We start from the raw sequence: 25,718 nt of genomic DNA, 5'->3' as shown, positions 1-25,718 counted from the left end.
CGGAAGGGGTCAAGACGTCCAGGCGGTCAGCTGCTCGGGGGTCGCCAGGACGCGGTGGGTGGGCGAGAGCGTGTGCACCGTCCCGGCGGCGTAGTCGATGCCGAGGGCGACGGGGTCGTAGGCCTCCGACGGCGGCCGGTTGCGCATGGCGCGCGGGTCCGCCGACAGCACGGCCCGCAGGAGCGACTTCGTGTAGGGGTGGACCGGGCTCGAGAAGATCTCGCCCGTCGTGCCCGTCTCGACGAGGTGCCCGTTGTGCATGACTCCGATGCGGTCCGAGATGTACTTCACCATCGCCAGATCGTGCGCGATGAAGAGGTAGGCGGTGCCGAGCTCCTTCTGCAGCGAGCGCATCAGGTTGACGACCTGCGCCTGGATCGAGACGTCGAGCGCCGAGACGCACTCGTCGGCGATCACGAGGTCGGGCTGCATCACCAGGGCCCGCGCGATCCCGATCCGCTGGCGCTGCCCGCCGGAGAACTGGTGCGGGTAGCGGTCGGCGTAGGCGCGGTCCAGGCCCACCTTCTCGAGGATCGAGTAGACCTTCTCGTCGCGCTCGGCGACGGAGGCGAACCGGCGCTGCGTCATCAGGCCCTGCGCGACGATGTCGAACACCTTCTTGCGCGGATTGAGGCTCGACATCGGGTTCTGGAAGATCATCTGGATGCTGGAGCGGAGGTGGTCGCGCTCCGCCGCGCCGAGCCGCCCGCTGAGGCTGCGGCCCGACAGCACGACCTCCCCGGCGGTGGGATCGATCAGCCGGATGATCGAGCGGCCGATGGTCGACTTGCCGCTGCCCGACTCGCCGACCAGCCCGAAGGTCTCTCCCCGGCGGATCTCGAAGTCGACGCCGCCGATCGCCGTCACGCGGTGGCGGCGCCCGAGAGCGAAGACCTGCGTCAGCCCGCGGACCGAGAGCAGGGGGGTGTCGTTCTGCAGGGCGGTCACGACCGGCCTCCTTCGCTGAGGGCGAGCATCGCGTCGATCTTGGCGCGCAGCGGTGCCGGCATCTCGACCGGCGGCGCATCGGGATGGCAGAGCCACGAGGCGACGCGGTGGCCGCCGCCGACATCGAAGAGGGGCGGCTCCTGGACGAAGTCGATCTCGAGGGCGAACGGGTTGCGCTGCGCGAACGGATCGCCGGCCGGCCGGTTCACCAGGCTCGCCGGGCTGCCCGGGATCGCGAACAGCTCGGGGGAGTCGGTGGTGAGGTCCGGCATCGCCGAGAGCAGCCCCCAGGTGTAGGGGTGGCGGGGGTCGTAGAAGACCTCCTCCGCGGTGCCCTGCTCGATGATGCGGCCCGCGTACATCACGTTGACGTGGTCGGCGACCGTCGCGACGACGCCGAGGTCGTGCGTGATGAAGATCACCGACAGACCGCGGTCGGCCTGCAGGCGCTTCAGCAGCTCGAGGATCCGGAGCTGGATGGTGACGTCCAGGGCGGTCGTCGGCTCGTCGCAGATGAGGACGTCGGGATTGCAGGAGAGCGCGATGGCGATGTTCACGCGCTGGCACATCCCGCCGGACAGCTGGTGCGGGAACTGCTTGAAGCGGCGCTCCGGCTGGTCGATGCCGACCTCGGCGAGCAGCTCGATCGCCCGCGCCCTCGCGTCGCGCCTGCCGAGGCCGAAGTGCTCCTGGATGCCCTCCATCACCTGCTTGCCGACCGACATCGTCGGGTCGAGGCAGGTCAGCGCGTCCTGGAAGACCATCGCGATCCGCCGGCCGCAGATCTCGCGGCGGATCGCCCTCTCGCTCATCGCTGCGATGTCGCTGACCACCGCGGAGCCGTCCTCGGCGATGCGCGAGAACTCGATCGAGCCCCCGGTGATCCGCTGGCTCGGACCCATCAGGCCGAGGATCGCGCGGGCGGTCACGGACTTGCCGCTGCCCGACTCCCCGACGATCGCGACGACCTCGCCGGCGTGGAGGTCGAAGCTCAGCCCGCGGATCGCCTCGACCGCTCCGTCGTCGTTCTCGAACGAGATCGCGAGGTCGCGGACCGACAGCAGGGGTCGGCGGGCGCGCTCGCCGGCGGCGGTCGACCCGCTCGTGGTGACGCTCGTGCTCATCTCAGTGGCCTCTCGAGGTCGTCAGTCGGGGATCGGTCGCTTCCTTCAGCCCGTCGGCGACGAGCGTGAACGCCACCATCAGCAGACCGAGGACCACGACCGGGACGATCACCAGGAACGGGTAGGCGAGGAACGACTTGTAGCCGACGCTCACCAGCGAGCCGAGCGAGGCCATCGGCGCCTGCACGCCGAGGCCGACGAACGACAGGTAGGACTCGGTGAAGATCGCCGAGGGGATCGAGAACATGCTCATCGTAACGATCGGGCCGATGATGTTCGGCAGGATCTCGACGAAGACGATCCGCGCGTCCCGGGCGCCCAGGGTCCGGGAGGCGAGCACGTACTCCTCGGTCTTCTGCCGCAGCGCCTGCGCGCGGCTGACCCGGCTCATGGCGAGCCAGTTGCTGAGGAGCAGCCCGAACACGATCGCGCCGATGCCGGGACCGACCGCGACGACGAAGAGGGTGACGATCACCAGCTGCGGGATCCCGGACAGCACCTCGACCACGCGCTGCATCAGCGAGTCGGTGCGGCCGCCGAAGTAGCCGGACACCAGGCCGTAGGTCATGCCGATGACGACGTCGATCGCGAAGGCGATGACGGCGATCAGCAGCGAGACCCGGGTGCCGCTCCAGACCCGCGACCAGACGTCGCGGCCGAGCTCGTCGGTGCCGAACAGGAAGTAGGTGCCCGGCGGCAGGTCCGCCGCCGCGTAGGCGTCGACGCCGTCGCGGCTCCCGTCGAGGATCCCGAAGGACTCGAGCAGCGGCACGCGCGGCGGGAGGAAGCGCGAGGCGATCTCCGGTCCGCCGCCGGTCGCCGGGAAGAACGGGACCACCAGGCTCAGCACCACGATCACGGCCAGGATCACGAGCCCGGCCATCGCCGGCCAGTTGCGGCGGAAGCGGCGGGCGATGTCGGTCCCGCCGCCGCGCACGACGCGGGTCGACGTGGTGGGCGGGCCGGCCGGCCGGTTGCCCGGCGTGACGAGGCGCAGGCCCTCGGGCGCGACACCGGCGTCGAGGCCCGCGGTCGGGGAGATCGGGGTGCGGTGCACTGCCGGGTCGCTCATCGTGCCTGTCCTGCCAGTCGGATGCGGGGGTCGATCAGTCCGTAGAGCACGTCGACCACGAGCATCACGACGATGTAGATGATGCTGTAGACGAGGCTGATCGCGATGACGATGTTGTAGTCGACGTTCTGGATCGCGGTCAGCAGCAGCTGCCCGAGGCCGGGGGCGCCGAAGATCTGCTCGATCACGACGGAGCCGGTGATCAGGCCGATCAGCAGCGGCGAGAGCACGGTGATGATCGAGACCATCGTGTTGCGCAGGGCGTGCCGGCCGATGACCTTCGCCGGGCTGATGCCCTTGGCCTTCGCCAGCAGGATGTAGTCGCTCTCGAGGCAGTCGAGCATCTCCGAGCGGGCGTACCGCGCGGTCACGGCCATCACGTAGGCGGCGAGCGAGATCGTCGGCAGCACGCTCGAGGTGAAGGGGTCGTCCTCCGAGTAGCGGATCGGGAGGAGCTTCCACTCGAAGCCCACGAAGTAGACCAGCAGCAGAGCGATCACGAACGACGGGACGCTGAAGGCGATCACCGAGACGAAGGTGGAGAGGTTGTCGAACCAGCCGCGCTTGCGGATGGCCGAGACGATGCCGATCAGCAGCCCGAGCACGACGCCCAGGGCGAGCGCCTGCAGTCCGATGCGGATCGTCACCGGCAGCCGCGAGCCCAGCATCTCGGACACGGGGAAGTCGGGGATGAGGTTGTAGGAGATGCCGAAGTCGCCGCGCGCGAGGTTGACCAGGTAGGTGCCCAGCCGCAGCAGGACCGGCTCGTCGAGCCCGTACTTCTGCGTGAGCAGCTCCTTCTGCACCGCGTCCAGCTTCTCGCTGTTGAACGGCGAGCCGGGGAGCAGCTGCAGCAGCGCGAACATCACGATCGCGATGGCGACGATCGTGAAGACCGAGGTGACGAGCCTCGTCGCGATGTACTTCGTCACGGGGTGCGCCCGAGGGCTTCGTCGCGGACGCGCTCGCCGTCCTCGGGGATCCCGGCCCAGGACCGCGCGTGGAACTGGGTGAGCCCGACCCGCACGAGCGCGCGGCGGGCGAGGGAGTCGATGATCTCCCCGACCGACGCGGGACGGGTGTAGAAGGCCGGCACCGGCGGCGCGATGATGCCGCCCGAGCGTGCCACGGCGTCCATCGCGGCGAGGTGGCCGCGGTGCAGCGGCGACTCGCGCACCATCAGCAGCGTGGGCACGCCCTCCTTGAGGCAGACGTCGGCGGCCCGGGTGATCAGGTTGTCGGCGAGGCCGTACGCGATGCCGCTGAGGGTCTTGATGGTGCACGGCGCGATGATCATGGCGGTCGCCGGGGTCGAGCCCGACGCGATCGACGCCCCGATGTGGGCGGGCCGGTGCGCGACGTCGGCGAGCGCCTCCACCTGCTTCTGCGTCATCCCGCACTCCTGGTCGAGGGTCATCGCGCCCGCCTTCGACACGATGACGTCGCTGTGCAGGCCCGGGTCCATGCGCAGCAGCTCGAGGATGCGGACGCCGATGCCGACGCCGGAGGCCCCGGTGATGGCGACGATCACGCGACCGGGCGGTTCCTGACGGGTGCGGTTCATGCGAGGCCTTCCTTGTCGAGGGTGACGACGGACTGGGCGAGCGCGTGCACGCCGAGGGCGATGTCCGTCGTCTCGGTGAACTCCTCCGGGCAGTGGCTGCGCCCGTCGCGGGAGGGGATGAAGATCATGCCGATCGGGCCGAGCCGGGCCATCTGCACCCCGTCGTGCCCCGCTCCGCTGTAGAGCTGGGCGGCGGGGTGCCCGAGGCGGTCGATGGACCGGCCGATGCTCCCGGCGAGGCGCGGGTCGATCGCGGTCGGCCGCTCCCACGGCAGCCAGGTGACCTCGTGGCGCAGTCCGCGCTTGCCCGCCTCGATCGCGGTGATCTCGGCGATCTCCTCGCGGGCGAGGGTGAACCAGTCGAGGTCCGGGCTGCGGAACTCGGCGGTGACCAGGGCGCTCTCGGTGATGACGCTGGTCGCCTCCGGGGTGAAGGTGACGCTGCCGACCGTGCCGACCGCCTGGGCGGCGGTGGAGGCGATGCGCTCGACCGCGAGCACGACTCCGGCGGCGGCGCAGCCGGCGTCGTGGCGGAGGGACATCGGCATGGTGCCGGCGTGGTCGCGGCGGCCGGTGAAGAGCGTGCGGAACCGCGAGATGCCGGCGATCGAGGTGACGACGCCGAGCGGCAGCCCCTCGCGCTCGAGGATCGGCCCCTGCTCGATGTGCAGCTCCAGGAAGCCGAGCACATCGTCGCTGCTCCAGCGGGTGCCGGTGAGCGGATCCGCCCACCCGGCCGCCTCGAGCGCGGCTCCCAGGGTGCGGCCGGTCTCGTCGGTGGCCGAGAGGTGCTCCGCGGTCAGCGAGCCGGCCAGCGCGCGGCTGCCGAGACAGGAGAGCTCGAAGCGGTTCGCCTCCTCGTTGTAGAAGTCGACGACGCGCAGATCGTGGTGCAGCCGGATGCCGGACTCCTGCAGGAGTCGCGCGACCTCGATCGCCCCCATCACTCCGACGATCCCGTCGTAGCGCCCGCCGCCGTCGACCGTGTCGGTGTGGGAGCCGATCACGATGGCGCGGCGGGCGGCGCCCGTGCCGGCGAGGGTGCCGATGACGTTGCCGATGCCGTCGATCCGGACCTCGAGGCCGGCCGCGCGCATGCGCTCGGCGACCCAGTGGCGCGAATCGGTGTCGACCTCGGTCATCGCCACCCGGCTCCAGCCGGGTCGGGAGGTGTCGACGAGTCCGGAGATCTCGTCGAGGTCGCGCGTCAGCCGCGCGACGTCGGGGAAGGCCACCTCGGCGGTCATCGGGCGCCCTCCCCCTCGGTCAGCGAGCCGTGCACGACGATCGCGGGACGCAGCGCGCCGCCGAGCCCGTCGGCGACGAGCGCGTCGCGGACGCTCCGGAGGATCGCGGGCGGCGGGACGGCGAGGTCGGCGCCGATCGCGCGGTCGCCCTCCTTGCGGGTCGCGTCCATGCCGACCTTGGTGACCGTCCCGCCGATCTGCATCGGCACGTTGCGGTCGGTGGCGACCCCGTCGACGAGGACGAGGTCGCGGTCCCAGCGCAGACGGCTGGTCCGCGCCCAGTGCACGTGCTCCTGGTCCCAGGCGTCGACGTCCGCGTCGACCACCGTCACCTGCTTGACCATGCTGACGGCGGCGAAGGCCCCGAACATCACCCGCTTGGCCGCGCCGGGCCGCCCGTTCGCGATCGAGACGACGACGTCGACCCGCCCGCCGCCGGAGTGCGTGACGGCGACGTCGACGATGTCGCAGCCGACGTTCCGCAGCGCGTGCTTGATCCCCGCGGCGATCGGCAGCGCCGCGATGTAGCTGTGCTCGGAGGAGAGCCCCGGCAGGATGACCTGCACCTCGGGCGCCGAGCGCCGGGTGACCGCGGTGACCTCGAGGGTGATGCCGTCGCCGTAGTCCTCGTACATGCCGTGGTACTCGTTGACGAGCCCCTCGTGCACCGGGCGGTCGGCGTGCAGCAGCCCCTCGACGACGATCTCCGCGTCGGCCGGCACGAGCACGTCGCTCGTGGTGGCGCGGGCCACGCGGACGGGCTCGCCGAGCAGGTGCGCGGCGTGCTCGAGCTCGTCGTCGCCGAGCGCGAGGTAGCAGCAGGCCGCCATCTGGATCGCGGGGTGCGCGCCGAGCACGACGGCGACCGGGAGCCCGCCCGCCGCGGCGGCCGAGCGCGACATCGCCGTGAGGTGGTGGTTCGGTGCGATGCCGACGAAGCCGGTCGTCTCGCCCAGCGGCTTGATCCGCGCGTAGGAGGCGTTGCGGTGCCCGGTCACGGGATCGAAGGCGACGATCATGCCGGCCGTCACGTAGCCGCCGGAGTCCTTCTCGAACCAGGTGGGGGCGACGACCTCGTCCCAGACCGCCGACGCGGGGAGGCGGACCTCCTGCACCGGGGCGTCGTCGACGAGGAGCACCGGCTGCCGGTCGGCCACGGCGGCCGTCAGCGTGTCGAGCAGCTGGTCGACGTCGCAGCCCACCGCGCGGGCGAGGCGGCTGCGGCTCGACAGGACGTTGCCGACGACGGGGTGCGCCGATCCGGTGACCGCGCTCAGGCGCACGGCCGGACCGCGGTCGAGCAGCGCCAGCACGCTGGCGAGCTCGAAGCGCGCGTCGACCGCGCGGTCGATCACCACGAGCTCGTCCGCAGGCAGGGCGTCGACGTAGGCCCGCAGCGACTGCTCGCCCATCAGGCGGCCCTCGCGACGAAGCGGCCGTCGCCCGGGCGGGCGAGGAGGCCCTCGGCCCTCGAGAAGACCGGGGTCCCCCGCACGACCGTCAGGACGAGCTCGCCGGGGAAGGTCATGCCCGCGTAGGGGCTCCAGGTGGCGGTGGAGAGCATCGGGGTCTCGTCGACGACGGTCGAGCCGGCGGGGTCGACGATCGCGAAGTCGGCGTCGAGGCCGACGGCGATCGCGCCCTTCCGGTGATCGATCCCGAACGCGCGCGCCGGGTTCCCGGCGAGCACCTCGGCGGCCCGGAGCAGCGAGAGGCGGCCGCCGAAGTAGCCGGCCCCGAGCACGATCGGCAGCAGGGTCTGCACCCCGGGGGCCCCGGAGGCGTTGTCGAAGATCACCTCGGAGCTCTTCTTCGAGAGCGGCCAGGGAGCGTGATCGGACGTCACCATGTCGATACGGCCGTCGGCCAGCGCCGCCCACATCCCGCGGGCGTGCTCGGCGGTGCGCAGCGGCGGGTTGATCTTGCCCCGCGCGCCCAGGCGCTCCATGTCGTCCTCGGTGAGGACGAGGTAGTGCGGGCAGGTCTCGAGGGTGGCGTCGAGGCCGCGGCCGGCGCTCGCCTCGACCAGGTCGACGGTGGCGGGCAGGCTCGCGTGGAAGATGTGGAAGCGCACGCCCGCGGCGGACGCCAGCTCCAGCCCGAGCGCCACGGACGACGTCTCGGAGACGGGCGGGCGGCTGCGCACGTGGTCGATCGGCGCGGTGCGGCCGGCCGCCTTCGCCGCGGCGACGAGCGCGCCGATGATCTCGCCGTCCTCGGCGTGCACGCCCACGCGGACGCCGCGCTCGGCCATGATCGCGAAGGCCTCGAGCAGCTCGTCCGAGGGGAGGCGCGGGAAGCGGATCGGGTCGGTCTCGAACAGCGACACCTTGAAGCCGCAGACGCCCTCGTCGATCATGGCGGCGACGTCGCGCGCCCCGTCGCCGGGGCGGACCGTGCCGTGCAGCGCGACGTCGACGACGGCCTCGCGCTCGAGGCGCTCGCGCTTGGCGACGACCGCGGCCGCCGTGTTGACGGGGCTGCCGGCGTCGTAGGGCATGTCGAGGATCGTGGTGACACCCCCCGCCGCGGCCGCCGACGTCGCTCCGACGAAGGTCTCGGCCGGCTCGGAGAACGCGTGGACGTGCGCGTCGACGGCCCCGGGCAGCACGAGGAGGCCCTCGCCGCCGAGGACCTGCTCGGCACCCGCGACGGCCTCGGCCGCCGCGCGCCCCTCGAGCACCGCGGTGATGCGGCCGCCCTCGACGAGGACGGCGCCGTCGTCGATCACGGCGCCGGGCGTGACGATGCGCCCGCGGACCACCGATCCTCCTCGGGTCACCGCACGACTCCGATGCGCGACTCGACGGCCGAGAGCACCGTGCCGAGCACGACCATCGCCTGCGCGTTCATCATCTGCTCCGACTGGTAGATGTCCTCGCGGGTCATCGGCACGATCGAGCGGACCGCCTCGTAGGCGGCGGCGCTGCCCTCGCCGAGAGCGCGTCCGTCGAGGTGCGGGGCGGCCAGATCGATGCCCTGCGTGGCGAGGATGAACTCGACGCCCAGGATGACCTGCGTGTTCTTGATGATGCTCCGCGCCTTGCGCGAAGAGAAGGTGCACATCGAGACGTGGTCCTCCTGGTTCGCCTTCGTCGGGATCGAGTCGACGACCGAGGGGAAGCAGAGCACCTTGTTCTCGGAGGCGATCGCCGCGGCGGCGCAGTGCACGATCGAGAAGCCGGTGTTCAGGCCGAGCTGACCGCCGACCAGGTTCAGCGGCAGGCCGTAGCTGAGGTTCGGGTCGGTGAGTCTGAACGAGCGGCGCTCGGAGATCGCGCCGATCTCGGCGACCGCGATCGAGATCAGGTCGGCGGCCACGCCGATCGGCTCGCCGTGGAAGTTGCCGCCCGAGAGGACGTCGTAGCCGCCCTGGCCGTCCGGCAGCACGAGCGGGTTGTCGGTCGCGGCGTTGGCCTCGCGCACGAGCAGCGTCTCGGCGAACAGGAGGGACTCGCGCGTCGTGCCGTGCACCTGCGGCGCGCAGCGCAGCGAGTAGGCGTCCTGCACCCGCGGCTTGTAGGGGCCCGCGCGGTGCTCGTCGGGGAGCTGGATGCGGCGGGCGTCCTCGACGGTGCGCTCGCTGCCGGCGGTCAGCGCGCGCACGTTGGCGGCGACGTCGACCTGGCCGGGAGCGTTGCGGGCGAGGTGGATGCGCTCGTCGAACGCGTCGAGCTCACCGCGCACCGCCTCGAGCGAGAGCGCGAGGGCCACGTCCGCCTGGCGGGTGAGGCTCCAGGCGTCGTGCAGGGCGAGGCAGGCGGTCGCGAGCGAGATCGTCGAGCCGTTGATGAGGGCGAGGACGTCCTTGGGCTTGAGGTCGAACTCGATCTCCAGCCCGGCGGCGGCGAGCGCCTCGACGGCCGGCATGCGCACGCCGCGGTGGTACGCCTCGGCCTTCTCATGGCCGACCATCACGCTCACCATGTGCGCGAGCGGGGCGAGGTCGCCGGAGGCGCCGACCGAGCCCTGCCCGGGGATGACGGGGAGGACGTCGGCGTTGAGCATCGCGATGAGGCGGTCGATGCACTCGATGCGGACGCCGGACATGCCCTTCGCGATCGCGTTCGTGCGCAGCAGCAGGAGAGCGCGGGTCTCGTCGAGCGGGAGGGGCTCGCCGACGCCGGCCGAGTGCGAGTTGATGACCAGCCGCTGGAAGCGCGCCTGGTCGGCGGCGGGGACGCGGACGTCCATCAGCCGGCCGAGCCCGGTGTTGATGCCGTAGATGGCGGGCGCGTCGGGGGCGAGGAAGTGCTCGTCGACGTAGGCGCGGGCCTCGTTCGTGACGCGGCGGGCCTCGTCGCTCAGCACGACGTGGGGGAACGATCCGTCCGGGAGGCCTCGGGCGACGAGCGCGACGTCCTCGATCGTGAGGGTGAAGCCGTCGATCTCGACGACGGCGGTGTCGGCAGCGGCAGTGTCGACGACGGCCTGGGCCAGTTCAGTCATGGGGAGAGTCTCTTTCGTTGATCCGGCTTCGACGCCTCGGCTGTTCGGTCTATCTGCCTCAAGTCTGCAGAGACAGGCTCACTCCTTCAAGTCGACCGAACAGAGTCGTGCAACCGCCGGGTGTGGCGCAGAGGATTCGGCTGTCGCCCGCGAAGGACAGCCGCCGCCGCACAGGATTCGGCGGTCGCGGACCGCCGGCGGACGACAGGAAGGGCCGCCCCCGCGCTCAGCGCGGAGACGGCCCTTCCGGCGGTGGACGGTGTCAGCTCGGAGGAGCGGCGTGCACCGTGCGCGGGTCGTTGAACGACTGCGCGCGGCCCGAGAACTCGGACTCGAGATCCAGGAGCTCCTGGGCGGCGAAGAACGCCATCCCGCTGTGCCCCGGGTACTCGTCCGGCATCAGCTCGTTCGAGTACGTGTTGCCCATCTCCTCGAGGTTCGCCCGGCCGGCCTCGATCATGCCGGCCATCGCCGCCTTCATGGTGAAGTGCATCGTCACGAGCTGGAATCCGAGCTCCGCCAGCTGCGCGAACGACATCTGCTGGAGTCCGCGCTTGGCGTTGATGTCGGCGAACATCTTGAGCCCCGGCACGCGCCGGGCGACCTCGGCGGCATCCTCCAGCGTCGTCACGTTGACCACGACCGTCGCGTGCGCCCCCAGGGCCACGCAGTCGATCATCCGCTGGATGCCCTCCTCCAGGTTCGCACTGCCGTAGTTGCTGCGGGCGATCACCATGCAGTCCGTGCCATCGACGGCCTTCACCGCCGCGCGGACCTTCGCGTAGTACTCCTCCCGCGGGATCAGGTTGTCGGTCGAGACGTCCCGGGCGTAGCCGGGCTCGAACTCGTCCTCCATCAGCACGGCCATCGCGCCGGCCTTGGCGACCCGGCGGCAGGTCTCGTAGACCTGGAGCGGGCTGGCGCCGAAGCCGTCCTCGATGTCGACCGCCAGCGGCAGCGGCGACATGTCGACGATCCGCTCGACGGCCCAGAGCAGCTCCTCGAGGGAGAGCAGGCCGAGGTCGGGGATGCCCTTCATCGACATCGACACCTCCGACCCGCTGAGCAGCATGGCCTCGAAGCCGGCCAGCTCGACCGCGCGCGCCGACGAGCAGTCGAAGACGCAGGGGGCCAGCACGCTCCCCGACTGCATCAGCTCGAGCAGGGTCCTCTTCGCGGTCATCGTGCGCTGTCCTCTCGTCGGGCGGTCATCAGTCGTCCTTCGTGACGATGCGGTAGTTCCAGGTCAGGCTGACGTTCCTGACCTCCATGCCGTGCACGTCGGGGTTGATCAGCATCGCGATGCCGTTCTGCACGGTCGGGAGCACGGCCACGTCCCCGAGAAGGACGTCCTCCGCCTGGTGCAGGCTGTCCCAGCGCGCCTGCGGCTGGCTGAGCATGTCGGCCGTGCGGGCCGCGGCGATGATCGAGTCGTACTCGGGGTTCGCGTAGCCGCCGAAGTCGCGGATCGACGTCGAGGAGAGCAGCTCGAGGAACGCCATCGGGTCCTTGTAGTCGGGGCCCCAGCGGAACAGGTAGAGGTCGAAGTCGCCGGCGGTGGCCTGCTCGTTGGCCGTGGCCTTGGGCTGGCTCGTCAGCTCGATCGAGAGGCCGGGGAGGTTCGCCTCCCACTGCGAGGCGATGAACTCGGCCTGCGCGATCGAGGCCTCGTCGTCCCAGTAGGACAGGCGCAGCGTCACGGAGTCGGTGCCGAGGGCGGCCAGGCCCGAGGTCCATGCGGCCTGTGCTGCGTCGACGTCGTAGGGAAGGTAGGTGTCGCCGGTGTCGCGGAACTGCTCGCCGTCGGGCCCGATCGCCAGGTTCTTGCCGACGAAGTAGTCGGCCGGCTCCGCGCCGTTCTTGAGCACGCTGTTCGCCAGCGCGTCCTTGTCGAACGAGGTGGCCAGAGCGGTGCGGACGTCCTTGTTCGCGAGGGCCGGATTGTCGAGGTTCGGGTACATGTACCACATGTGCACCTCGAGCGCGGTGGTCAGCTCGGCGGAGTCCGCGTAGCGGTCGATGAGGCTCCCGGAGATCTCGGTGAAGTCGAGGTCGCCGCTCTCCTGCAGCAGGGCCGCGGTCTGCGAGTCCTTCACGACCTGCCACTTGATCTCGTCCAGGTCGATGCCGTCCGCGTTCCAGTAGTCGGCGTTCTTCGCGACCGAGAAGTTGTTGGCGAAGTCCCACGAGTCCCAGGTGAACGGGCCGTTGTAGATGGTGGTCTCCGGCGTCTGGCCGTACTTGTCGCCGACCTCGGCGAGGTAGGCCTCGTTGACCGGCAGGAAGGCGGGGCGCACGAGCAGCGCCTGGAAGTAGGGCACGTCGGCGGCGAGCTCGACCTGCAGGGTCTTGTCGTCGAGCGCCGTGACGCCGAGCTGGTCGTAGTCCATGCCCTGGTTGACGATCTCGTTGGCGTTCTTGATGCCCGCGGCCACCGCCTCGTTGCTGTTCGGTGCGGCGGTGGCGGGGTTCACCAGGCGCTTCCAGGAGAACTCGAAGTCCTGCGCGGTGACCGGCGTCCCGTTGCTCCAGGTCGCGTCGCGGATGGTGAACGTGTAGGTGAGCCCGTCCTCCGACTTCTCGAAGCTCTCGGCCATCAGCGGGTCGATCTCGCCGTCCGCGTCGAGCGTGTAGAGCCCGTCGAACACGGCCGTGAGGACCTCGTTCGACATGCCGTCGTTCACCTTGTGCGGATCGACGGCCTGGAGGGGGAGGAGCTTGCCGACGGTCAGCACGTGCGACGAGGCGCCGCCGGAGGCGCTGGTCGCCGGATCGGTGCTGCAGGCGGAGAGCAGACCGACGGCCGCGGTCAGGGCGACCGCGGCGGTCAGGAGCTTCGAGAGCTTTTTCATGGGAGGAGGTGCCCTTTCGGGAGATGCATCGGAGGACTCGGCTGAGTCGGGTGGGGGGGGTGCGGAGGACGCGGTGCCGGTGGGGAGGTGCTGCACCACATTCGGTCGATACCCCGAAAGTCTGCACTCTCATGCACTTGGAGGCAAACACTCTGTATCCTGTGCTGCTAAAGCTCCACACTCTGCACGGAACCGCACCGCGACCGGGAAAGGCGCCCCACTTGCCGAACATTATTAGGTCCGTCCGACTCGACGACATCGACCGCGCGATCATCGATGTGCTGGTCACGGACGGCCGCATCCCGAACAAGGACCTCGCCGACAAGGTCGGCCTCGCGCCGTCCTCCTCGCTGGCCCGGGTGCGCGCACTGATCGAGAGCGGCGTCATCTCGGGCTTCCACGCCGAGGTGGACGCCCGGCTCCTCGGCAAGGGGATCCGCGCCATCCTCCGCGTGCAGCTCAAGGAGCACTCGCGGGCGGAGAACGCCCGGTTCGCCGCGGCCATGGCCCAGCTCCCGCAGGTCGTGAACCTCTGGCTCGTCGCCGGCGAGGACGACTACCTGATCGAGGTCGTCGCGAGCAGCCCCGACGACCTCAGCGACTTCGTCCTCGACTGCGTCACCTCGGATCCGGTCGTCGCCGACACCTACACGACACTCGTCTTCTCCCGCTGGCGCGGCAGGGGCCCCCTGCCGGACGGGCCGTCGGAGTGACGGACGCTCCGCTCTCCCCGGCGCAGATCCGGCGGCTCCTCGAGGGCCGCGTGCTGATCGACACTCACAACGACCTGCTCTGCGGCCTCCGCCGATGGGAGGGCTACGCCGTCGGCGGCTTCGACGGCGCCCGCCCCTCCTTCCACACCGACCTCCCGCGGCTGCGCGCCGGCGCGGTCACGGCCCAGGTCTGGTCGGTGTTCGCCTCGTCGCGGCAGCCGGAGGCGGAGGCCGTGGTCGGCACCCTGGAGCAGATCGACGCCGCCCACCGGTTCGCGGCGGCCCACCCCCGCGACCTGGCGATCGTCCGCACGGCCGACGAGGCCGAGCACGCGATCGCCCAGGGCCGGATCGCCTCCTTCCTGGGCGTCGAGGGCGGGCAGTCGATCGCGGGGTCGCTGGGAGTGCTCCGGATGCTGGCCCGGCTCGGCGTGCGCCTGTTCTCGCTCACGCACACCACCTCGCTCGACTGGGCGGACTCCGCCACCGACACCGCCCGCGCCGGCGGGCTGACCGCGGACGGTGTCGCGATCGTCGGCGAGCTCGAGCGCCTGGGCGTCGTCATCGACCTGTCGCACACCTCCGAGCGCACCCAGCGGGCGGTGCTGGACGTCGCCCGCGCGCCCCTGCTCTTCTCGCACTCGGGGGTCGCCGCCGTCGCCGAGCATCCGCGGAACGTCGGCGAGGACGTCCTCCACCGGCTCGCCGGTCAGGGCGGCGTCCTCCAGGTCGCTTTCGTCGCGCAGTTCCTCTCGCGCGAGTTCGCCGACTGGTCGGCCGAGGCGGACGGCGAGCGCGGCCGGCTCGGGATCGACACCTCCCTGCCGTGGCCGCGCGCTCCGCGACCGGCGGAGACGGCCGACGCGGCCCGCGCCGCGAACAGGAGTGCGATGCCCGCCCAGGACCCGTCGGCCCTGGAGGCGTTCTCGCGCTGGGCGCTGGCGCATCCGGCACCGCGGGTCACCGTGGGGCACGTCGCGGACCACGTCGAGGCCGCCCGCGACACGATGGGCGTCGCGCACGTCGGCCTCGGCAGCGACTTCGACGGCGTCGCCGACCTGCCGGACGGGCTCGGCGACGTCGCGGGCTATCCGCTCCTGCTCGCCGAGCTCTCGGCGCGCGGCTGGTCGCCGGACGACCTCCTCGACCTCGCCGGCCGCAACACGATGCGCGTCCTCCGCGCCACCGAGGCGACGGCGGACTGACCCCGCCGTCGCCGTCGCCGTGGATCAGGGACGCTCGGCGACGAAGCGGTGCACCACCGAGAGGTCCTGGTCGCCGAGGCCGGCCTCGGTGAGCTCGCGGAAGACGTCGGCCACCGTCGCCAGCACGGGCGCCGGGGTGCCGGTCGCCTCCGCCTCGTCGGCGGCCGCGCGGAGGTCCTTCACCATGTAGGAGGCGACCCCGGTCGGCCGGTAGTCGCGCGCGACCAGCGCGGCCCGCTTGGTCTCGAGGACGCGGCTGCCCGCGTAGCCGCCCTGCAGCAGCTCCAGCAGCGCGCCGAGGTCGAGGCCCGAGCGCTCCGCGATCACCGCGGCCTCGGCGATCGCCGTCATCGTCGCCGCGACGATCAGCTGGTTGCAGGCCTTCGCCACCTCCCCGGCTCCGAGCGGGCCGAGGTGCAGCGACGTCCCGCAGGCGGCGAGCACGGGGAGCGCGCGGGCGACGTCGTCCTCCTCGCCGCCGACCATGATCGAGAGCGTCCCCGCCTCGGCGCCCTCGGTCCCGCCGCTGACGGGCGCGTCGATCAGCCGCAGCCGCGGGTGCCGCCGGGCGAGGGCGCGCAGCCCCTCCGGCGAGACGCTGGAGCACGCGACGAGCAGGGGGCCGGTGCCGTCGACCGGCACGCTCTCGTCCCCGGACAGCAGCTCCTCGATCTGCGGGAGGTCGGGCACCATCAGCAGGAGCACGTCGGACGCCAGGGCGAGCGCGCGGGGCGAGTCGTGCCACACCGCCCCCGGGACCGCGGCCCTGGCGCGATCGGCCGAGACAGGGCGCGCCGTGATGCCCAGCGCGAAGCCCGCGGCGAGCACGCGACGCGCCATCGGAGCACCCATGCTGCCGAGGCCGATGAGGCCGACTCGCAGGGGTGTCGGAGAGGAGGCTGAGGCCGTCGAGGTCATGCGGCCAGCGTACCGAACGCGGTTCAGTGGAGTGGAAGGCGGCTACAGTGGCCACGGGCCGAACCGAGCGGAGCCACTCGCAGCACCGCACTCGGTCCGCGGAAGGACACCCCGTGATCGATCGCCTCGACCCCGTGCCCGGACGCCTGCGCGTCGTGGCCGCCACGCCGATCAGCGAGGAGCTGATCGCACGGGTGGTGGAGCTGGAGCCGCGGATCGACTTCGTCGCCGACCAGAGTCTGCTGCCGCCGATGCGGCACCCGGGCGATCACGGCGGCGATCCCGCGTTCGAGCGGACTCCGGAGCAGCAGGCGGCGTTCGAGGAGCTGGTCGACTCCGCCGAGGTGCTCTACGGGATCCCCGGCGAGGACCCGTCTGCGCTGGCTCGCACGGTCGCCGCGAACCCGGGGCTGCGCTGGGTGCAGACGATGCCCGCGGGCGGCGGCGCGCAGGTGAAGAAGGCCGGCCTGAGTGAGGAGCAGCTCGCGCGGGTCGCGTTCTCCACCTCGGCGGGCGTGCACTCCGATCCGCTGGCCGAGTTCTCCCTGTTCGGCCTGCTCGCCGGCGCGAAGACGCTGCCGAAGCTGCAGGCACTGCAGGGCCGGCGCGAGTGGGGCTCGCGCTGGACGATGAGCCTGCTCTCGGAGCAGACGATCCTGATCGTCGGGCTGGGCACCATCGGCCGGGCGACCGCGCAGAAGCTGTCGGCGCTGGGCGCCCGGGTGATCGGCACCAGCCGGCACGCCGACTCCGTGGAGCACGTGGACGAGATCGTGCCGCCGTCGGCGATCGCCGAGGTCGCCGGGCGGATCGACGGCGTCGTCGTCACCCTTCCCGGCACGGAGCAGACCGAGAAGCTCGTCGGCGCGGACTTCTTCGCCGCGCTGCGCCCCGGAGCGACGCTGGTCAGCGTCGGCCGCGGCACCGTGATCGACGAGGACGCGCTGCTCGCCGCGCTCGAGGACGGCCGGGTCGGCTTCGCCGCCCTCGACGTCGTGGCGGAGGAGCCGCTCGCGCAGGACAGCCCGCTCTGGAGCCACCCGAGCGTGCTGCTCAGCCCGCACACCGCCGCGCTGAACGCGGCCGAGGACCGCCTGATCGCCGAGCTCTTCGCCCGCAACGCCACCCGCTTCCTCGACGGCGAGGAGCTGATCAACAGGGTCGATACGGTGGAGTTCTACTGAGACCGCGGACACCGCTCCGGCGAGAGGACGACATGGCACGCTCCGGCACGAGCGCGGACGGACCCGCCGACGCGGAGAAGGGCTCGGGCGCGCCCGCCGTCGAGCGCTCGGTGCGGATCCTCGACTACCTCGCCGAGGCGGGCGGGCAGCCCCGGACGCTGACCGACATCGCCCGCGAGCTGGGGATCGCGAAGTCGTCGACCTCGAACCTGTGCGCGGCGCTCGAGGACGGCCGGCTCGTCCGCCGGGTCGGCTCGGGCTACCTGCTCGGACGCCGGACGGTCGAGCTGGGCAGCTCCTACCTCGCCGGGTTCGACTCCGTGCGCGAGTTCTACCGGCTCTGCGAGGACTCGCCCGTCCTCTCGCGCCGGCTCGTGCAGATCGCGCTCCTCGACGGCACCCGGGTGCTCTACCTCGCGGTGCACGAGGGGCGGGAGCGCTTCGCCCTCTCGGCGAGCGTCGGCGACCGCTACCCCGCCTCCGCGACCGCGGTCGGCACCGCCCTGCTCACCGGCCTGACCGACGCCGAGCTGGAGGCGCGCTTCGCGGACGACCGCGACCTCGTCGTCTTCACCGACCGGTCGACGTCCTCCCTCGCCGGTCTCCTCGAGAAGGTGCACCGAGCGCGCGAGCGCGGCTACGCCGTCGACGACGGCGAGCTGCACCCCAGCGTCGTCGGCCTCGCCGTCGCGATCCCGTCCCCCGAGCGCGCGGACCTGTCCCTCGCCATCGGCGTCTCGCTGGTGCGCCCGCGGACCGCGGAGGAGGACCGCGCCCCCGTCGTCGAGGCACTGCGGCAGGCCGCTCGGACCCTGGGACGCCCCCGGCTGGGACCGGAGCCCTCGGACTGAGCCCTTGATGGGCGTTCACAGGATTGAACCCGGTTCAGAGTACTGATAGCTTCGGGGCATCCCGCCGGCGCGGGCGGTGAGGCGAGCGAGGGCTGCGGATGCGCGACGAGACACGGGCCACCCGATGAGGATCGCCCGCCTGGACACGTCCTCCGGCCCGGTCGCCGTCCTCGAGCGCGACGGCGCGTGGCGGGCCATCGACGACCCGTTCGCCGCGGCACCGCACGAGACCGGCGGCTCCTGGCCGCTCGACGGTGCACGCCTGCTCGCCCCCGTCCTCCCCCGGGTGATCCTCGGGATGGCGCACAACGCCTCGGCGTCCGACCGGTCCCGCCCCCCGCAGGCCTTCCACAAGACCGCGCACACCCTCGCCGGCCCCGGCGACGCGATCGTGCTCGACGAGGGCATCGGGCCGATCGACGCCGAGGGCGAGCTCGCCCTCGTGATCGGGCGCACCGCCCGGCGGCTCACCGCGGAGAACGCGCTCGACCACGTCCTCGGAGCGACGATCGCGAACGACGTCACGGCTCCCGCGCAGATCGCCGCGGACAGCCTCTTCCTCCAGGGCAAGAACGGCGACGGCTGGACTCCGCTCGGACCCTGGATCGAGACGACCCTCGACCTCGACGCCGCCGCCCTCACCGTCCACGTCGACGGCGTCCTCCGCGCGAGCTCCTCGACGGCGGCGCTCGGCTGGAAGGCCCGCGAGATCCTCGTCCACCTGTCCGCGCACCTGACGCTGCATCCCGGCGACGTCGTGCTGACCGGCTCGCCGGGCACGGCGGTCCCGGTGCAGCCGGGGCAGGAGGTGCGGATCGGCGTCGCCGGCCTCGGCGAGCTCGTCAATCGCACGGTCGCGGGTCCTGCGCGGGGCGCTCCGCCGGCACCCTGACGGCCCCGACGCCCGCACACTCCCCCGCCGAGCCCCTCCTGGAGGACCCCTTGCTCTTCGACCTCACCGGGCGCATCGCCCTCGTCACCGGTTCGAGCCGGGGCATCGGCCGCGCCGTCGCCGTCGGCCTGGCCGAGGCCGGCGCCACCGTGGTGCTCAACGGCCTCGACCCCGAGCGCCTCGAGCGGACGCGCGCCGAGCTCGCGGAGCGCTTCGGCGACGACGCGTCGGGCCGGCCCCGCATCCGAGCCCGCGCGTTCGACGTCACCGACGACGCCCGGGCGGAGGAGGGAGTCGCCTGGATCGAGGAGGCCGTCGGTCCGCTGCGCATTCTCGTCAACAACGCCGGCGTGCAGCACCGGGTACCCCTTCTCGACCTCGAGGTCGCCGACTGGGAGCGGGTGCTGCGCACCAACCTGACCAGCGCGTTCGTCGTCGGCCGGGCCGCCGCCCGCCGGATGATCCCGCGCAGCGCCGGCAAGATCGTCAACGTCGCCTCGGTGCAGGCCGACCTCGCCCGTCCCACCATCGCGGCCTACACCGCGGCCAAGGGCGGGGTGCGCAACCTCACCCGCGCGATGACCGCGGAGTGGGCGCAGCACGGCATCCAGGTCAACGCGATCGCCCCGGGCTACATCCACACCGAGATGACGCAGGGACTCGTCGACGACGAGGCCTTCAACGCCTGGATCCTCGGCCGCGCGCCCGCCGCGCGCTGGGGTCGCGTCGAGGACCTCGTCGGCCCGGCGGTCTGGCTGGCCTCCGACGGCTCCGACTACGTCAACGGCCAGGTCGTCTTCGTCGACGGCGGCATGACGGTCGTCGTCTGAGCGCCGACCCCCTCACCAGGAGCAGAACAGCATGAGCGCAGCGCCCGCCGCCGTCCCCGCCACCACGACCCGGGTCGTCGTGCACGCCGCCGGCGACCTCCGGATCGAGGAGGCGCCGCTGCCCGCGCGCGCCGCCTCGGACGCCGTGGTCGCGGTCGCCTACGGGGGCGTCTGCGGCTCCGATCTGCACTACTGGACGCACGGTGCCGCCGGCGAGTCGATCCTGCGCGAGCCGCTGGTGCTCGGGCACGAAGTGGTCGGCACGGTCGTCGAGGCGGCGGCCGACGGGTCCGGACCGCCGGTGGGCGCGGAGGTCGCCGTCCATCCCGGCACCGCGCACGGCGAGCACCCGCCCGGCCGTCCGAACCTCGCCGCCGAGGGCACCTACCTCGGCAGCGCGGCACGGCTGCCGCACACGCAGGGGGCCTTCGCGCAGCACGCCGTCCTCCCCGCGCGGATGCTGCGCCGGCTGCCCGCCGGCCTGAGTCTGCGGCGGGCGGCGTTGGCCGAGCCCGCGGCGGTCGCCTGGCACGCCGTCTCCCGCGCCGGCGAGGTCGCCGGGACGCGAGCGCTCGTCCTCGGCAGCGGGCCGATCGGCGCCCTGATCATCGCGGTGCTGAAGAGGGCGGGCGCGCGGGAGATCGTCGCCGTCGACCTCGCGGAGGCTCCGCTCGCGGTCGCGCGCGCCGCCGGAGCGACCCGCACGCTCCTGGCGACCGACGCCGAGGCGATCGCCGCGGTGGCCGCCGACGTCGTCTTCGAGTCGTCGGGCAACCCGCGCGGGCTCGCCTCGGCGGTGCGCGGCGCCGCCCGCGGCGGCACCGTCGTCATGGTGGGGCTGCTGCCCTCGGGCGAGCAGCCGGCGCTGCTGTCGCTAGCGATCACCCGCGAGCTGCGGCTGGTCGGCTCGTTCCGCTTCGTCGAGGAAATGAGCGACGTGCTGGCGGCGCTGGCGGACGGGAGCCTGGCGGTCGACGCCGTCGTGACGCACGTCCTGCCGGCGTCGCGCGCACTCGAGGCCTTCGAGATCGCCCGCGACCCCGAGCGCTCCAGCAAGGTGCTCCTCGACTTCCGCTGACCACCGGATCTCGATGCGCGCGCTGCTCGATCAGCAGGAAGGAGGCCCGCTCGATGAGCGGCCGCCCACCCTGCCGGGCGGGCACCCTCCCCTGCAGGTCGAGCAGCCGCCGCTGGCGCCCCCCATGCTGGTCGAGTAGCCCCGCAGGGGCGTATCGAGACCCGCCGTCGCCAGCAGGCCAGGTCTGCAGACTCCACTCCTGACGCTGGTGGATCTCGATACGCCCGCTGCGCGGGCTACTCGATCAGCATGAAGCGGGGGCCGCTCGGTGAGCGGCCGCCCACCATGTCGGGCGGTCGCCCATCCATGCTGGTCGAGTAGCCGCCGCAGGCCCGCACCCATGCTGGTCGAGTAGCCCCGAAGGGGCGTATCGAGACCCACCCGAGCGAACCCGCCGAGAGCGTCAGTCCGCCGCGCCGCTCGCGATCTGCTCGTGGTGGTGGATGACCTCGGCGACGATGAAGCCGAGGAACTTCTCCGCGAAGGCCGGGTCGAGGTGCGCGTCCTCCGCCAGGGCCCGCAGCCGAGCGATCTGGCGCGACTCGCGGTCGAGGTCGGCGGGCGGCAGCCCGTGCGCCGCCTTCAGCCGCCCGACCTTCTGGGTGAACTTGAAGCGCTCGGCGAGCAGGTGGATCAGTGCCGCGTCGATGTTGTCGATGCTCTGACGGATCTGCTCGAGCTCGGCCAGCGCCTCGGCGTCCGACCCCTCGCGCGACGGTTCCTCGATCATGCCTCCGACCCTAACGGACGGGCACGACGCACTCCTGCCGTGGCAGACCTCCGGCTCGCGGAGGCACCTCCGGCACGCCGAAAGCCGCAGTTCCCGCGAGCCCGACCCGTCATCACGAGCCCGAGTTCGACCCCCGCCAAGCTCCGGCACGCAGAAACACCCCGGGCACGCGAAATCTCGCGATTTCCACGAGCCCCAGCCAGAATCGCGAGCCGAAGCTCGACCCCACCGACCCCCGGCACGCACAAACGCTTCCGGCACGTCGAATCCCGCGATTCCCGCGAGCCCGAGCCGGAATCACGAGCCGAAGGCGGCGGCACGACGAAGGCCCCCGCCCGTCACCGGGCAGGGGCCTTCGAGGAGAAGGGGCGTCAGTCGACGATGTTGAGGACGACGTCCACGTTGCCGCGGGTCGCGTTCGAGTACGGGCACATGGTGTGCGCCTTCTCGGCGACGGCGTGCGCGTCCGCCGAGCTCGCCTTGGGGACATGGATGTCGAGCTCGACCGCGAGGCCGAAGCCGCCGTCGTCGTTCTTGCCGATCGAGACGCTCGCCGACACCTGCGCGTCGGTGGTGTCGATCGAGAGCGCCTTGCCGGAGCCGTGCAGCGCGCTGAGGAAGCAGGCCGCGAAGCCGGCGGCGAAGAGCTGCTCCGGGTTCGTGCCCTCGCCGGAGCCGCCGAGCTCCTGGGGCGGGCGGGTGTCGAGGTCGAGCCGGTCGTCCTCGGTGCGGACGTGGCCGTCGCGTCCTCCACCGGAGGCGTGGGCGATGGCGGTGTAGAGAGCATCCATCCCTCCATCACACCACTGCGCGGCCGGGAGCGGGGTGAGCGTCGGGTGCACGTCCTCTCGACATCGCCGGCGCCGCCGACGGGAGCGCCCCGGGAATCGCCTCCGAACCGCCCCGGTCCGGCCGTCAACCCCCTCCCGGCTCCGCGTCACCGGGTGTCGCCTGGAATCACGCATCCGGCGCACGCCGGAGAACCACCGGCGTCATCGCCGGGAGAAGGAGGAAGCATGCGCGCACTCACGTGGCAGGGCGTCGAGAAGGTCTCGGTCGAGACCGTTCCCGATCCCCGCATCCAGCAGCCGACGGACGCCATCGTCCGGATCACCTCGACCGCCATCTGCGGCTCCGACCTGCACCTGTACCGCCTGCTCGGCCCGTACCTCGACAAGGGCGACATCCTCGGCCACGAGCCGATGGGCGTCGTCGAGGAGGTCGGCGCGGGCATCACGAAGCTCCAGGTCGGCGACCGCGTCGTCGTCCCGTTCAACATCTCCTGCGGCGAGTGCTTCATGTGCCGTCGCGGCCTGCAGTCGCAGTGCGAGACCACCCAGGTGACCGAGTACGGCTCCGGAGCCTCGCTCTTCGGCTACACGAAGATGTACGGCCAGGTCCCCGGCGGCCAGGCGGAGTTCCTCCGCGTGCCGCTCGCCGACTACAACACCGTCGTCGTCGACACCGTCCTGCCGGACGAGAACTACCTCTTCCTCAGCGACATCGTGCCGACGGCCTGGCAGGGCGTCGAGTACGCGAACGTGCCCGACGGCGGCTCGCTCGTCGTCTTCGGCCTCGGCCCGGTCGGCCAGTTCGCCGCCCGCATCGGCGCGCACAAGGGCTACCGCGTGCTCGCGGTCGACCCGGTCGCCGAGCGCCGCGCGATGGCCGCCCGGCACGGCATCGAGGTCTTCGACTTCACGGACGACATCAACGACCAGCTGCGCGACCTCACCGAGGGCCGCGGCCCCGACTCCGTCGTCGACGCGGTCGGCATGGAGGCGCACGGCTCGCCGATGGGCTCGTTCGCGCAGACCGTCGCCGGGCTGCTCCCCGACCCGATCGCGCGGAAGGCGATGGACACGGTCGGCGTCGACCGGCTCGCCGCGGTCGTCTCCTCGCTCGACCTGGTGCGCCGCGGCGGCACGGTCTCGCTGAGCGGTGTCTACGGCGGCGAGGCGGACCCGCTGCCGCTGAAGTCGATGTTCGACAAGCAGATCACCCTGACGATGGGCCAGTGCAACGTGAAGCGCTGGATCGACGACCTGCTGCCGCTGGTCGAGGACTCGAGCGACCCGCTGGGCGTCAACGACCTCGTCACCCACCGCGCCCCCCTCGAGGACGCCCCCGGCCTCTACGAGATGTTCCAGAAGAAGGAGGACGGCTGCATCAAGGTCGTCCTGCAGCCGTAGCGGCGGCGGCGGGTCTCGATACGCGCCTGGCGGCGCTACTCGACCAGCAGGGATCGCTCATGCTGATCGAGTAGCCGCGGGACGCGGCGTATCGAGATCCCTCCGCCGGGACACGACGAAGGCGGCGTCCCCGAGGGGGCGCCGCCTGAGTCGTGGTGCGGGGTAGACCTACTTGAAGACGTCCTTGATGTCCTCGCCGGTCTGCTTCGCGGAGGCCGAGGCCTGGTCCTTCTGGCCCTCGGCCTTCAGGCTGTCGTCGTTCTTGTGGTCGCCCAGGGCTTCCTTCGCCTTGCCGGCGATGTCCTGAGCGGCGTTCTTGATCTTGTCATCGAGCCCCATAGTGGTGCCTCCTTCGTGATCGTCGTGCGCTGAACTTTCACCCGAAGGTAGGAGCCGTTTCTGCTCGTCGGCTGGGAGCCGGAAGGGGCTTGCCCGGACGATCGCCGAGGTGCCACGATCGTCGGTTGCCCGCTCCCGGCCGGGTCACATGACGGGCGTCGCGGTGTCCGACGGCGCGGTCTGCGTCGGCTCCATCGTGGGCGTGCGGGTCGAGCCGTCGTCGGCGCTGGTGGGCACGGCGCTCCCGGACTGGTTCGGGGTCTGCGCGTCACCGGTGCAGCCCGCGAGCAGGCCGATGGTCAGGGCGGAGGCGCCGAGCGCGCCGAGGACGCGCACGGTGCGGGACGGTCGAGTGCTGAGCATGGGGTGCCTTTCCGGAAGCGGAGACGGGGCGGTCGTGCCCCCATCCCCGTCGACGCTAGGCAGCGCTCCTCGCCGACGAGAAGGGCTTGACGCGCCGGTCCACCGGATCCGGAGCCGACGTCCAGGAAGCGCCGCCCGGGCGTCAGAGCACGGATGCGCGGGATCGTACGCCCTCACGCCTTCTGTCCGCTACGCCCTATCTCGGTGCGCGGCGCACTGCCCAGACTGGCGACGCCGGCACGCAGACCACCATTTCTCGATCCTGGAAGGGACAGACGATGTCGAACATCGATCCCGCTTCACCTCCGTTCGGAGACGGCGCGGCGAACGCCCGCGCCGCCGACCCCTCGTACGACAGCACCGACAGCACCTACGACGCACCGCTCACCTCCGAGCCGTACTCGTCGGACACGACCACGGACACGACCTCCGGCGCGCACAGCGTCGGCGGGGGCACCTCGGGCAGCGTCTCGGACGCCGCCGGCTCCGCCAAGGAGAAGGCCGCCGAGACCGCGGGCGCTGCGAAGGAGCAGGCCGGCGCCGTCGCCGGCGACGCCAAGCAGGCCGCGGGCGACGTGCTCGCCACCGGCAAGGAGGAGGCCGCCAACGTCGCCCAGGAGGCGAAGGTGCAGGTCAAGGACCTCCTCGACCAGAGCCGCACCCAGCTCACCGAGCAGGCGCACGCCCAGAAGGAGAACGCCGCCAAGGGCGCCCGCGCCTTCAGCGACGACCTCACCGCACTCGCGAACGGCGAGGGCGGCGACGACAACGCGGCGTCGAAGCTCGTCTCGCAGGCCGCCGAGCGCGTCCAGGGCGTCGCCTCGTGGCTCGAGAACCGCGACCCCTCCGAGCTGCTGGACGACGTCCGCTCGTTCGCGCGCCGCCGTCCGGGTGCGTTCATCCTCATCGCCGCCGCGACCGGCCTGGTCGCCGGACGCCTCGTCCGCGCGCTGACCGCCGAGGCGAAGGACGAGAAGGCCGCGACCGCGGACACCTCCGGACCCGAGTTCGCCGCTCCCGCCGCCGCGGACTACTCCGGTGGCGCGACCACGACGACCTCGTTCGACGAGCGCGGTGATTTCGCGCCGACCGAGCCGGTCGCCGACCCGCTGAGCACGCCGATCACGCCCGGCTACGACGCCTTCCCGAACGGAACCCGGCCGTGAG

25 protein-coding genes are annotated in these 25,718 nt (G+C 72.1%); 9 read left to right on the top strand and 16 right to left on the bottom strand.

Annotation, left to right across the window (positions count from 1 at the left end):
• Positions 1-9 precede the first annotated feature (9 nt).
• The 11 genes from EDF43_RS14305 to EDF43_RS14255 all read right to left on the bottom strand — a co-directional run bounded on the left by EDF43_RS14305 (position 10) and on the right by EDF43_RS14255 (position 13,256).
• The gene (locus tag EDF43_RS14305; protein WP_132437427.1) at positions 10-948 is read right to left on the bottom strand and encodes an ATP-binding cassette domain-containing protein; all 939 of its coding nucleotides are present in this window, start codon (positions 946-948) and stop codon (positions 10-12) included.
• Positions 945-2,072 (bottom strand): ABC transporter ATP-binding protein, encoded by a 1,128-nt coding sequence (locus EDF43_RS14300; RefSeq protein ID WP_132437426.1) that lies wholly within the window; start codon positions 2,070-2,072, stop codon positions 945-947. Before EDF43_RS14300 ends, EDF43_RS14305 begins: the two co-directional genes overlap by 4 nt.
• Before the next feature lies 1 nt (position 2,073).
• Complete coding sequence (locus EDF43_RS14295) at positions 2,074-3,144, bottom strand: ABC transporter permease (RefSeq protein WP_132437425.1); 1,071 nt, start codon at positions 3,142-3,144, stop codon at positions 2,074-2,076.
• Positions 3,141-4,076 carry an ABC transporter permease gene (locus tag EDF43_RS14290; protein ID WP_127887806.1) on the bottom strand — a complete coding sequence of 312 codons (936 nt, stop codon included), beginning with the start codon at positions 4,074-4,076 and terminating at the stop codon, positions 3,141-3,143. The genes EDF43_RS14295 and EDF43_RS14290 overlap by 4 nt, the downstream gene beginning before the upstream one ends.
• Positions 4,073-4,708: a UbiX family flavin prenyltransferase gene (locus tag EDF43_RS14285; RefSeq protein WP_132437424.1), complete on the bottom strand. Its 636-nt coding sequence runs from the start codon at positions 4,706-4,708 to the stop codon at positions 4,073-4,075. The genes EDF43_RS14290 and EDF43_RS14285 overlap by 4 nt, the downstream gene beginning before the upstream one ends.
• Positions 4,705-5,955: a M20 family metallo-hydrolase gene (locus EDF43_RS14280; protein WP_132437423.1), complete on the bottom strand. Its 1,251-nt coding sequence runs from the start codon at positions 5,953-5,955 to the stop codon at positions 4,705-4,707. Before EDF43_RS14280 ends, EDF43_RS14285 begins: the two co-directional genes overlap by 4 nt.
• Positions 5,952-7,367 carry a UbiD family decarboxylase gene (locus EDF43_RS14275; protein WP_132437422.1) on the bottom strand — a complete coding sequence of 472 codons (1,416 nt, stop codon included), beginning with the start codon at positions 7,365-7,367 and terminating at the stop codon, positions 5,952-5,954. The genes EDF43_RS14280 and EDF43_RS14275 overlap by 4 nt, the downstream gene beginning before the upstream one ends.
• Positions 7,367-8,719 carry a dihydroorotase family protein gene (locus EDF43_RS14270; protein WP_165909124.1) on the bottom strand — a complete coding sequence of 451 codons (1,353 nt, stop codon included), beginning with the start codon at positions 8,717-8,719 and terminating at the stop codon, positions 7,367-7,369. Before EDF43_RS14270 ends, EDF43_RS14275 begins: the two co-directional genes overlap by 1 nt.
• 14 nt (positions 8,720-8,733) lie before the next feature.
• Positions 8,734-10,404 carry a histidine ammonia-lyase gene (locus EDF43_RS14265; protein ID WP_127887811.1) on the bottom strand — a complete coding sequence of 557 codons (1,671 nt, stop codon included), beginning with the start codon at positions 10,402-10,404 and terminating at the stop codon, positions 8,734-8,736.
• 262 nt (positions 10,405-10,666) lie between these two features.
• A complete protein-coding gene (locus tag EDF43_RS14260) occupies positions 10,667-11,587 on the bottom strand; it encodes an isocitrate lyase/PEP mutase family protein (protein ID WP_132437420.1) in 921 nt (306 codons plus the stop codon).
• A 28-nt stretch (positions 11,588-11,615) separates the two neighbouring features.
• Positions 11,616-13,256 carry a peptide ABC transporter substrate-binding protein gene (locus EDF43_RS14255; RefSeq protein WP_132437419.1) on the bottom strand — a complete coding sequence of 547 codons (1,641 nt, stop codon included), beginning with the start codon at positions 13,254-13,256 and terminating at the stop codon, positions 11,616-11,618.
• A 221-nt stretch (positions 13,257-13,477) separates the two neighbouring features.
• Here EDF43_RS14255 and EDF43_RS14250 point away from each other — a divergent pair, with 221 nt between their 5' ends.
• Positions 13,478-13,969, top strand: coding sequence for an Lrp/AsnC family transcriptional regulator (locus tag EDF43_RS14250; protein ID WP_207901756.1), 492 nt, complete (start codon positions 13,478-13,480; stop codon positions 13,967-13,969).
• Positions 13,966-15,174 carry a dipeptidase gene (locus tag EDF43_RS14245; protein ID WP_132437418.1) on the top strand — a complete coding sequence of 403 codons (1,209 nt, stop codon included), beginning with the start codon at positions 13,966-13,968 and terminating at the stop codon, positions 15,172-15,174. The genes EDF43_RS14250 and EDF43_RS14245 overlap by 4 nt, the downstream gene beginning before the upstream one ends.
• A gap of 24 nt (positions 15,175-15,198) precedes the next feature.
• Here the strand turns inward: EDF43_RS14245 and EDF43_RS14240 are convergent, their stop codons facing one another.
• Positions 15,199-16,092, bottom strand: coding sequence for an NAD(P)-dependent oxidoreductase (locus EDF43_RS14240; protein WP_132437417.1), 894 nt, complete (start codon positions 16,090-16,092; stop codon positions 15,199-15,201).
• 113 nt (positions 16,093-16,205) lie between these two features.
• Between EDF43_RS14240 and EDF43_RS14235 the strand changes: the two genes are divergently transcribed.
• From EDF43_RS14235 to EDF43_RS14215, 5 genes are all read left to right on the top strand, one after another.
• The gene (locus tag EDF43_RS14235; RefSeq protein WP_243646320.1) at positions 16,206-17,276 is read left to right on the top strand and encodes a D-2-hydroxyacid dehydrogenase; all 1,071 of its coding nucleotides are present in this window, start codon (positions 16,206-16,208) and stop codon (positions 17,274-17,276) included.
• A 32-nt stretch (positions 17,277-17,308) separates the two neighbouring features.
• Complete coding sequence (locus EDF43_RS14230) at positions 17,309-18,127, top strand: IclR family transcriptional regulator (RefSeq protein WP_132437416.1); 819 nt, start codon at positions 17,309-17,311, stop codon at positions 18,125-18,127.
• Positions 18,128-18,251: 124 nt separating this feature from the next.
• The gene (locus tag EDF43_RS14225) at positions 18,252-19,019 is read left to right on the top strand and encodes a fumarylacetoacetate hydrolase family protein (protein ID WP_132437415.1); all 768 of its coding nucleotides are present in this window, start codon (positions 18,252-18,254) and stop codon (positions 19,017-19,019) included.
• A 50-nt stretch (positions 19,020-19,069) separates the two neighbouring features.
• Positions 19,070-19,849: an SDR family oxidoreductase gene (locus EDF43_RS14220; protein ID WP_132437414.1), complete on the top strand. Its 780-nt coding sequence runs from the start codon at positions 19,070-19,072 to the stop codon at positions 19,847-19,849.
• A gap of 31 nt (positions 19,850-19,880) precedes the next feature.
• Positions 19,881-20,927, top strand: a complete 1,047-nt coding sequence (locus EDF43_RS14215; protein ID WP_127887820.1) for a zinc-binding dehydrogenase — start codon at positions 19,881-19,883, stop codon at positions 20,925-20,927.
• Between the two features lie 403 nt (positions 20,928-21,330).
• Here the strand turns inward: EDF43_RS14215 and EDF43_RS14210 are convergent, their stop codons facing one another.
• Both EDF43_RS14210 and EDF43_RS14205 read right to left on the bottom strand, forming a co-directional pair.
• Entirely contained in the window at positions 21,331-21,657 is a 327-nt protein-coding gene (locus EDF43_RS14210; protein ID WP_132437413.1) for a chorismate mutase, read from the bottom strand.
• A gap of 371 nt (positions 21,658-22,028) precedes the next feature.
• The gene (locus EDF43_RS14205) at positions 22,029-22,448 is read right to left on the bottom strand and encodes an organic hydroperoxide resistance protein (protein ID WP_132437412.1); all 420 of its coding nucleotides are present in this window, start codon (positions 22,446-22,448) and stop codon (positions 22,029-22,031) included.
• Positions 22,449-22,673: 225 nt separating this feature from the next.
• Here EDF43_RS14205 and EDF43_RS14200 point away from each other — a divergent pair, with 225 nt between their 5' ends.
• Complete coding sequence (locus tag EDF43_RS14200; RefSeq protein ID WP_132437411.1) at positions 22,674-23,849, top strand: zinc-dependent alcohol dehydrogenase; 1,176 nt, start codon at positions 22,674-22,676, stop codon at positions 23,847-23,849.
• Between the two features lie 168 nt (positions 23,850-24,017).
• Here the strand turns inward: EDF43_RS14200 and EDF43_RS14195 are convergent, their stop codons facing one another.
• On the bottom strand, positions 24,018-24,188 hold the full coding sequence (locus EDF43_RS14195; protein ID WP_123447107.1) for a CsbD family protein: 171 nt from the start codon (positions 24,186-24,188) through the stop codon (positions 24,018-24,020).
• A 144-nt stretch (positions 24,189-24,332) separates the two neighbouring features.
• Positions 24,333-24,551 carry a hypothetical protein gene (locus EDF43_RS14190; RefSeq protein WP_123447108.1) on the bottom strand — a complete coding sequence of 73 codons (219 nt, stop codon included), beginning with the start codon at positions 24,549-24,551 and terminating at the stop codon, positions 24,333-24,335.
• 278 nt (positions 24,552-24,829) lie between these two features.
• On the opposite strand from EDF43_RS14190, the gene EDF43_RS21905 reads away from it, so the two are divergent.
• On the top strand, positions 24,830-25,717 hold the full coding sequence (locus tag EDF43_RS21905) for a hypothetical protein (protein WP_165909123.1): 888 nt from the start codon (positions 24,830-24,832) through the stop codon (positions 25,715-25,717).
• Position 25,718: the final 1 nt, after the last annotated feature.

The organism is Rathayibacter sp. PhB179 (assembly GCF_004345345.1).
Taxonomy (GTDB): domain Bacteria; phylum Actinomycetota; class Actinomycetes; order Actinomycetales; family Microbacteriaceae; genus Rathayibacter; species Rathayibacter festucae.
This window is presented reverse-complemented; position numbering and strand designations above follow the sequence as displayed.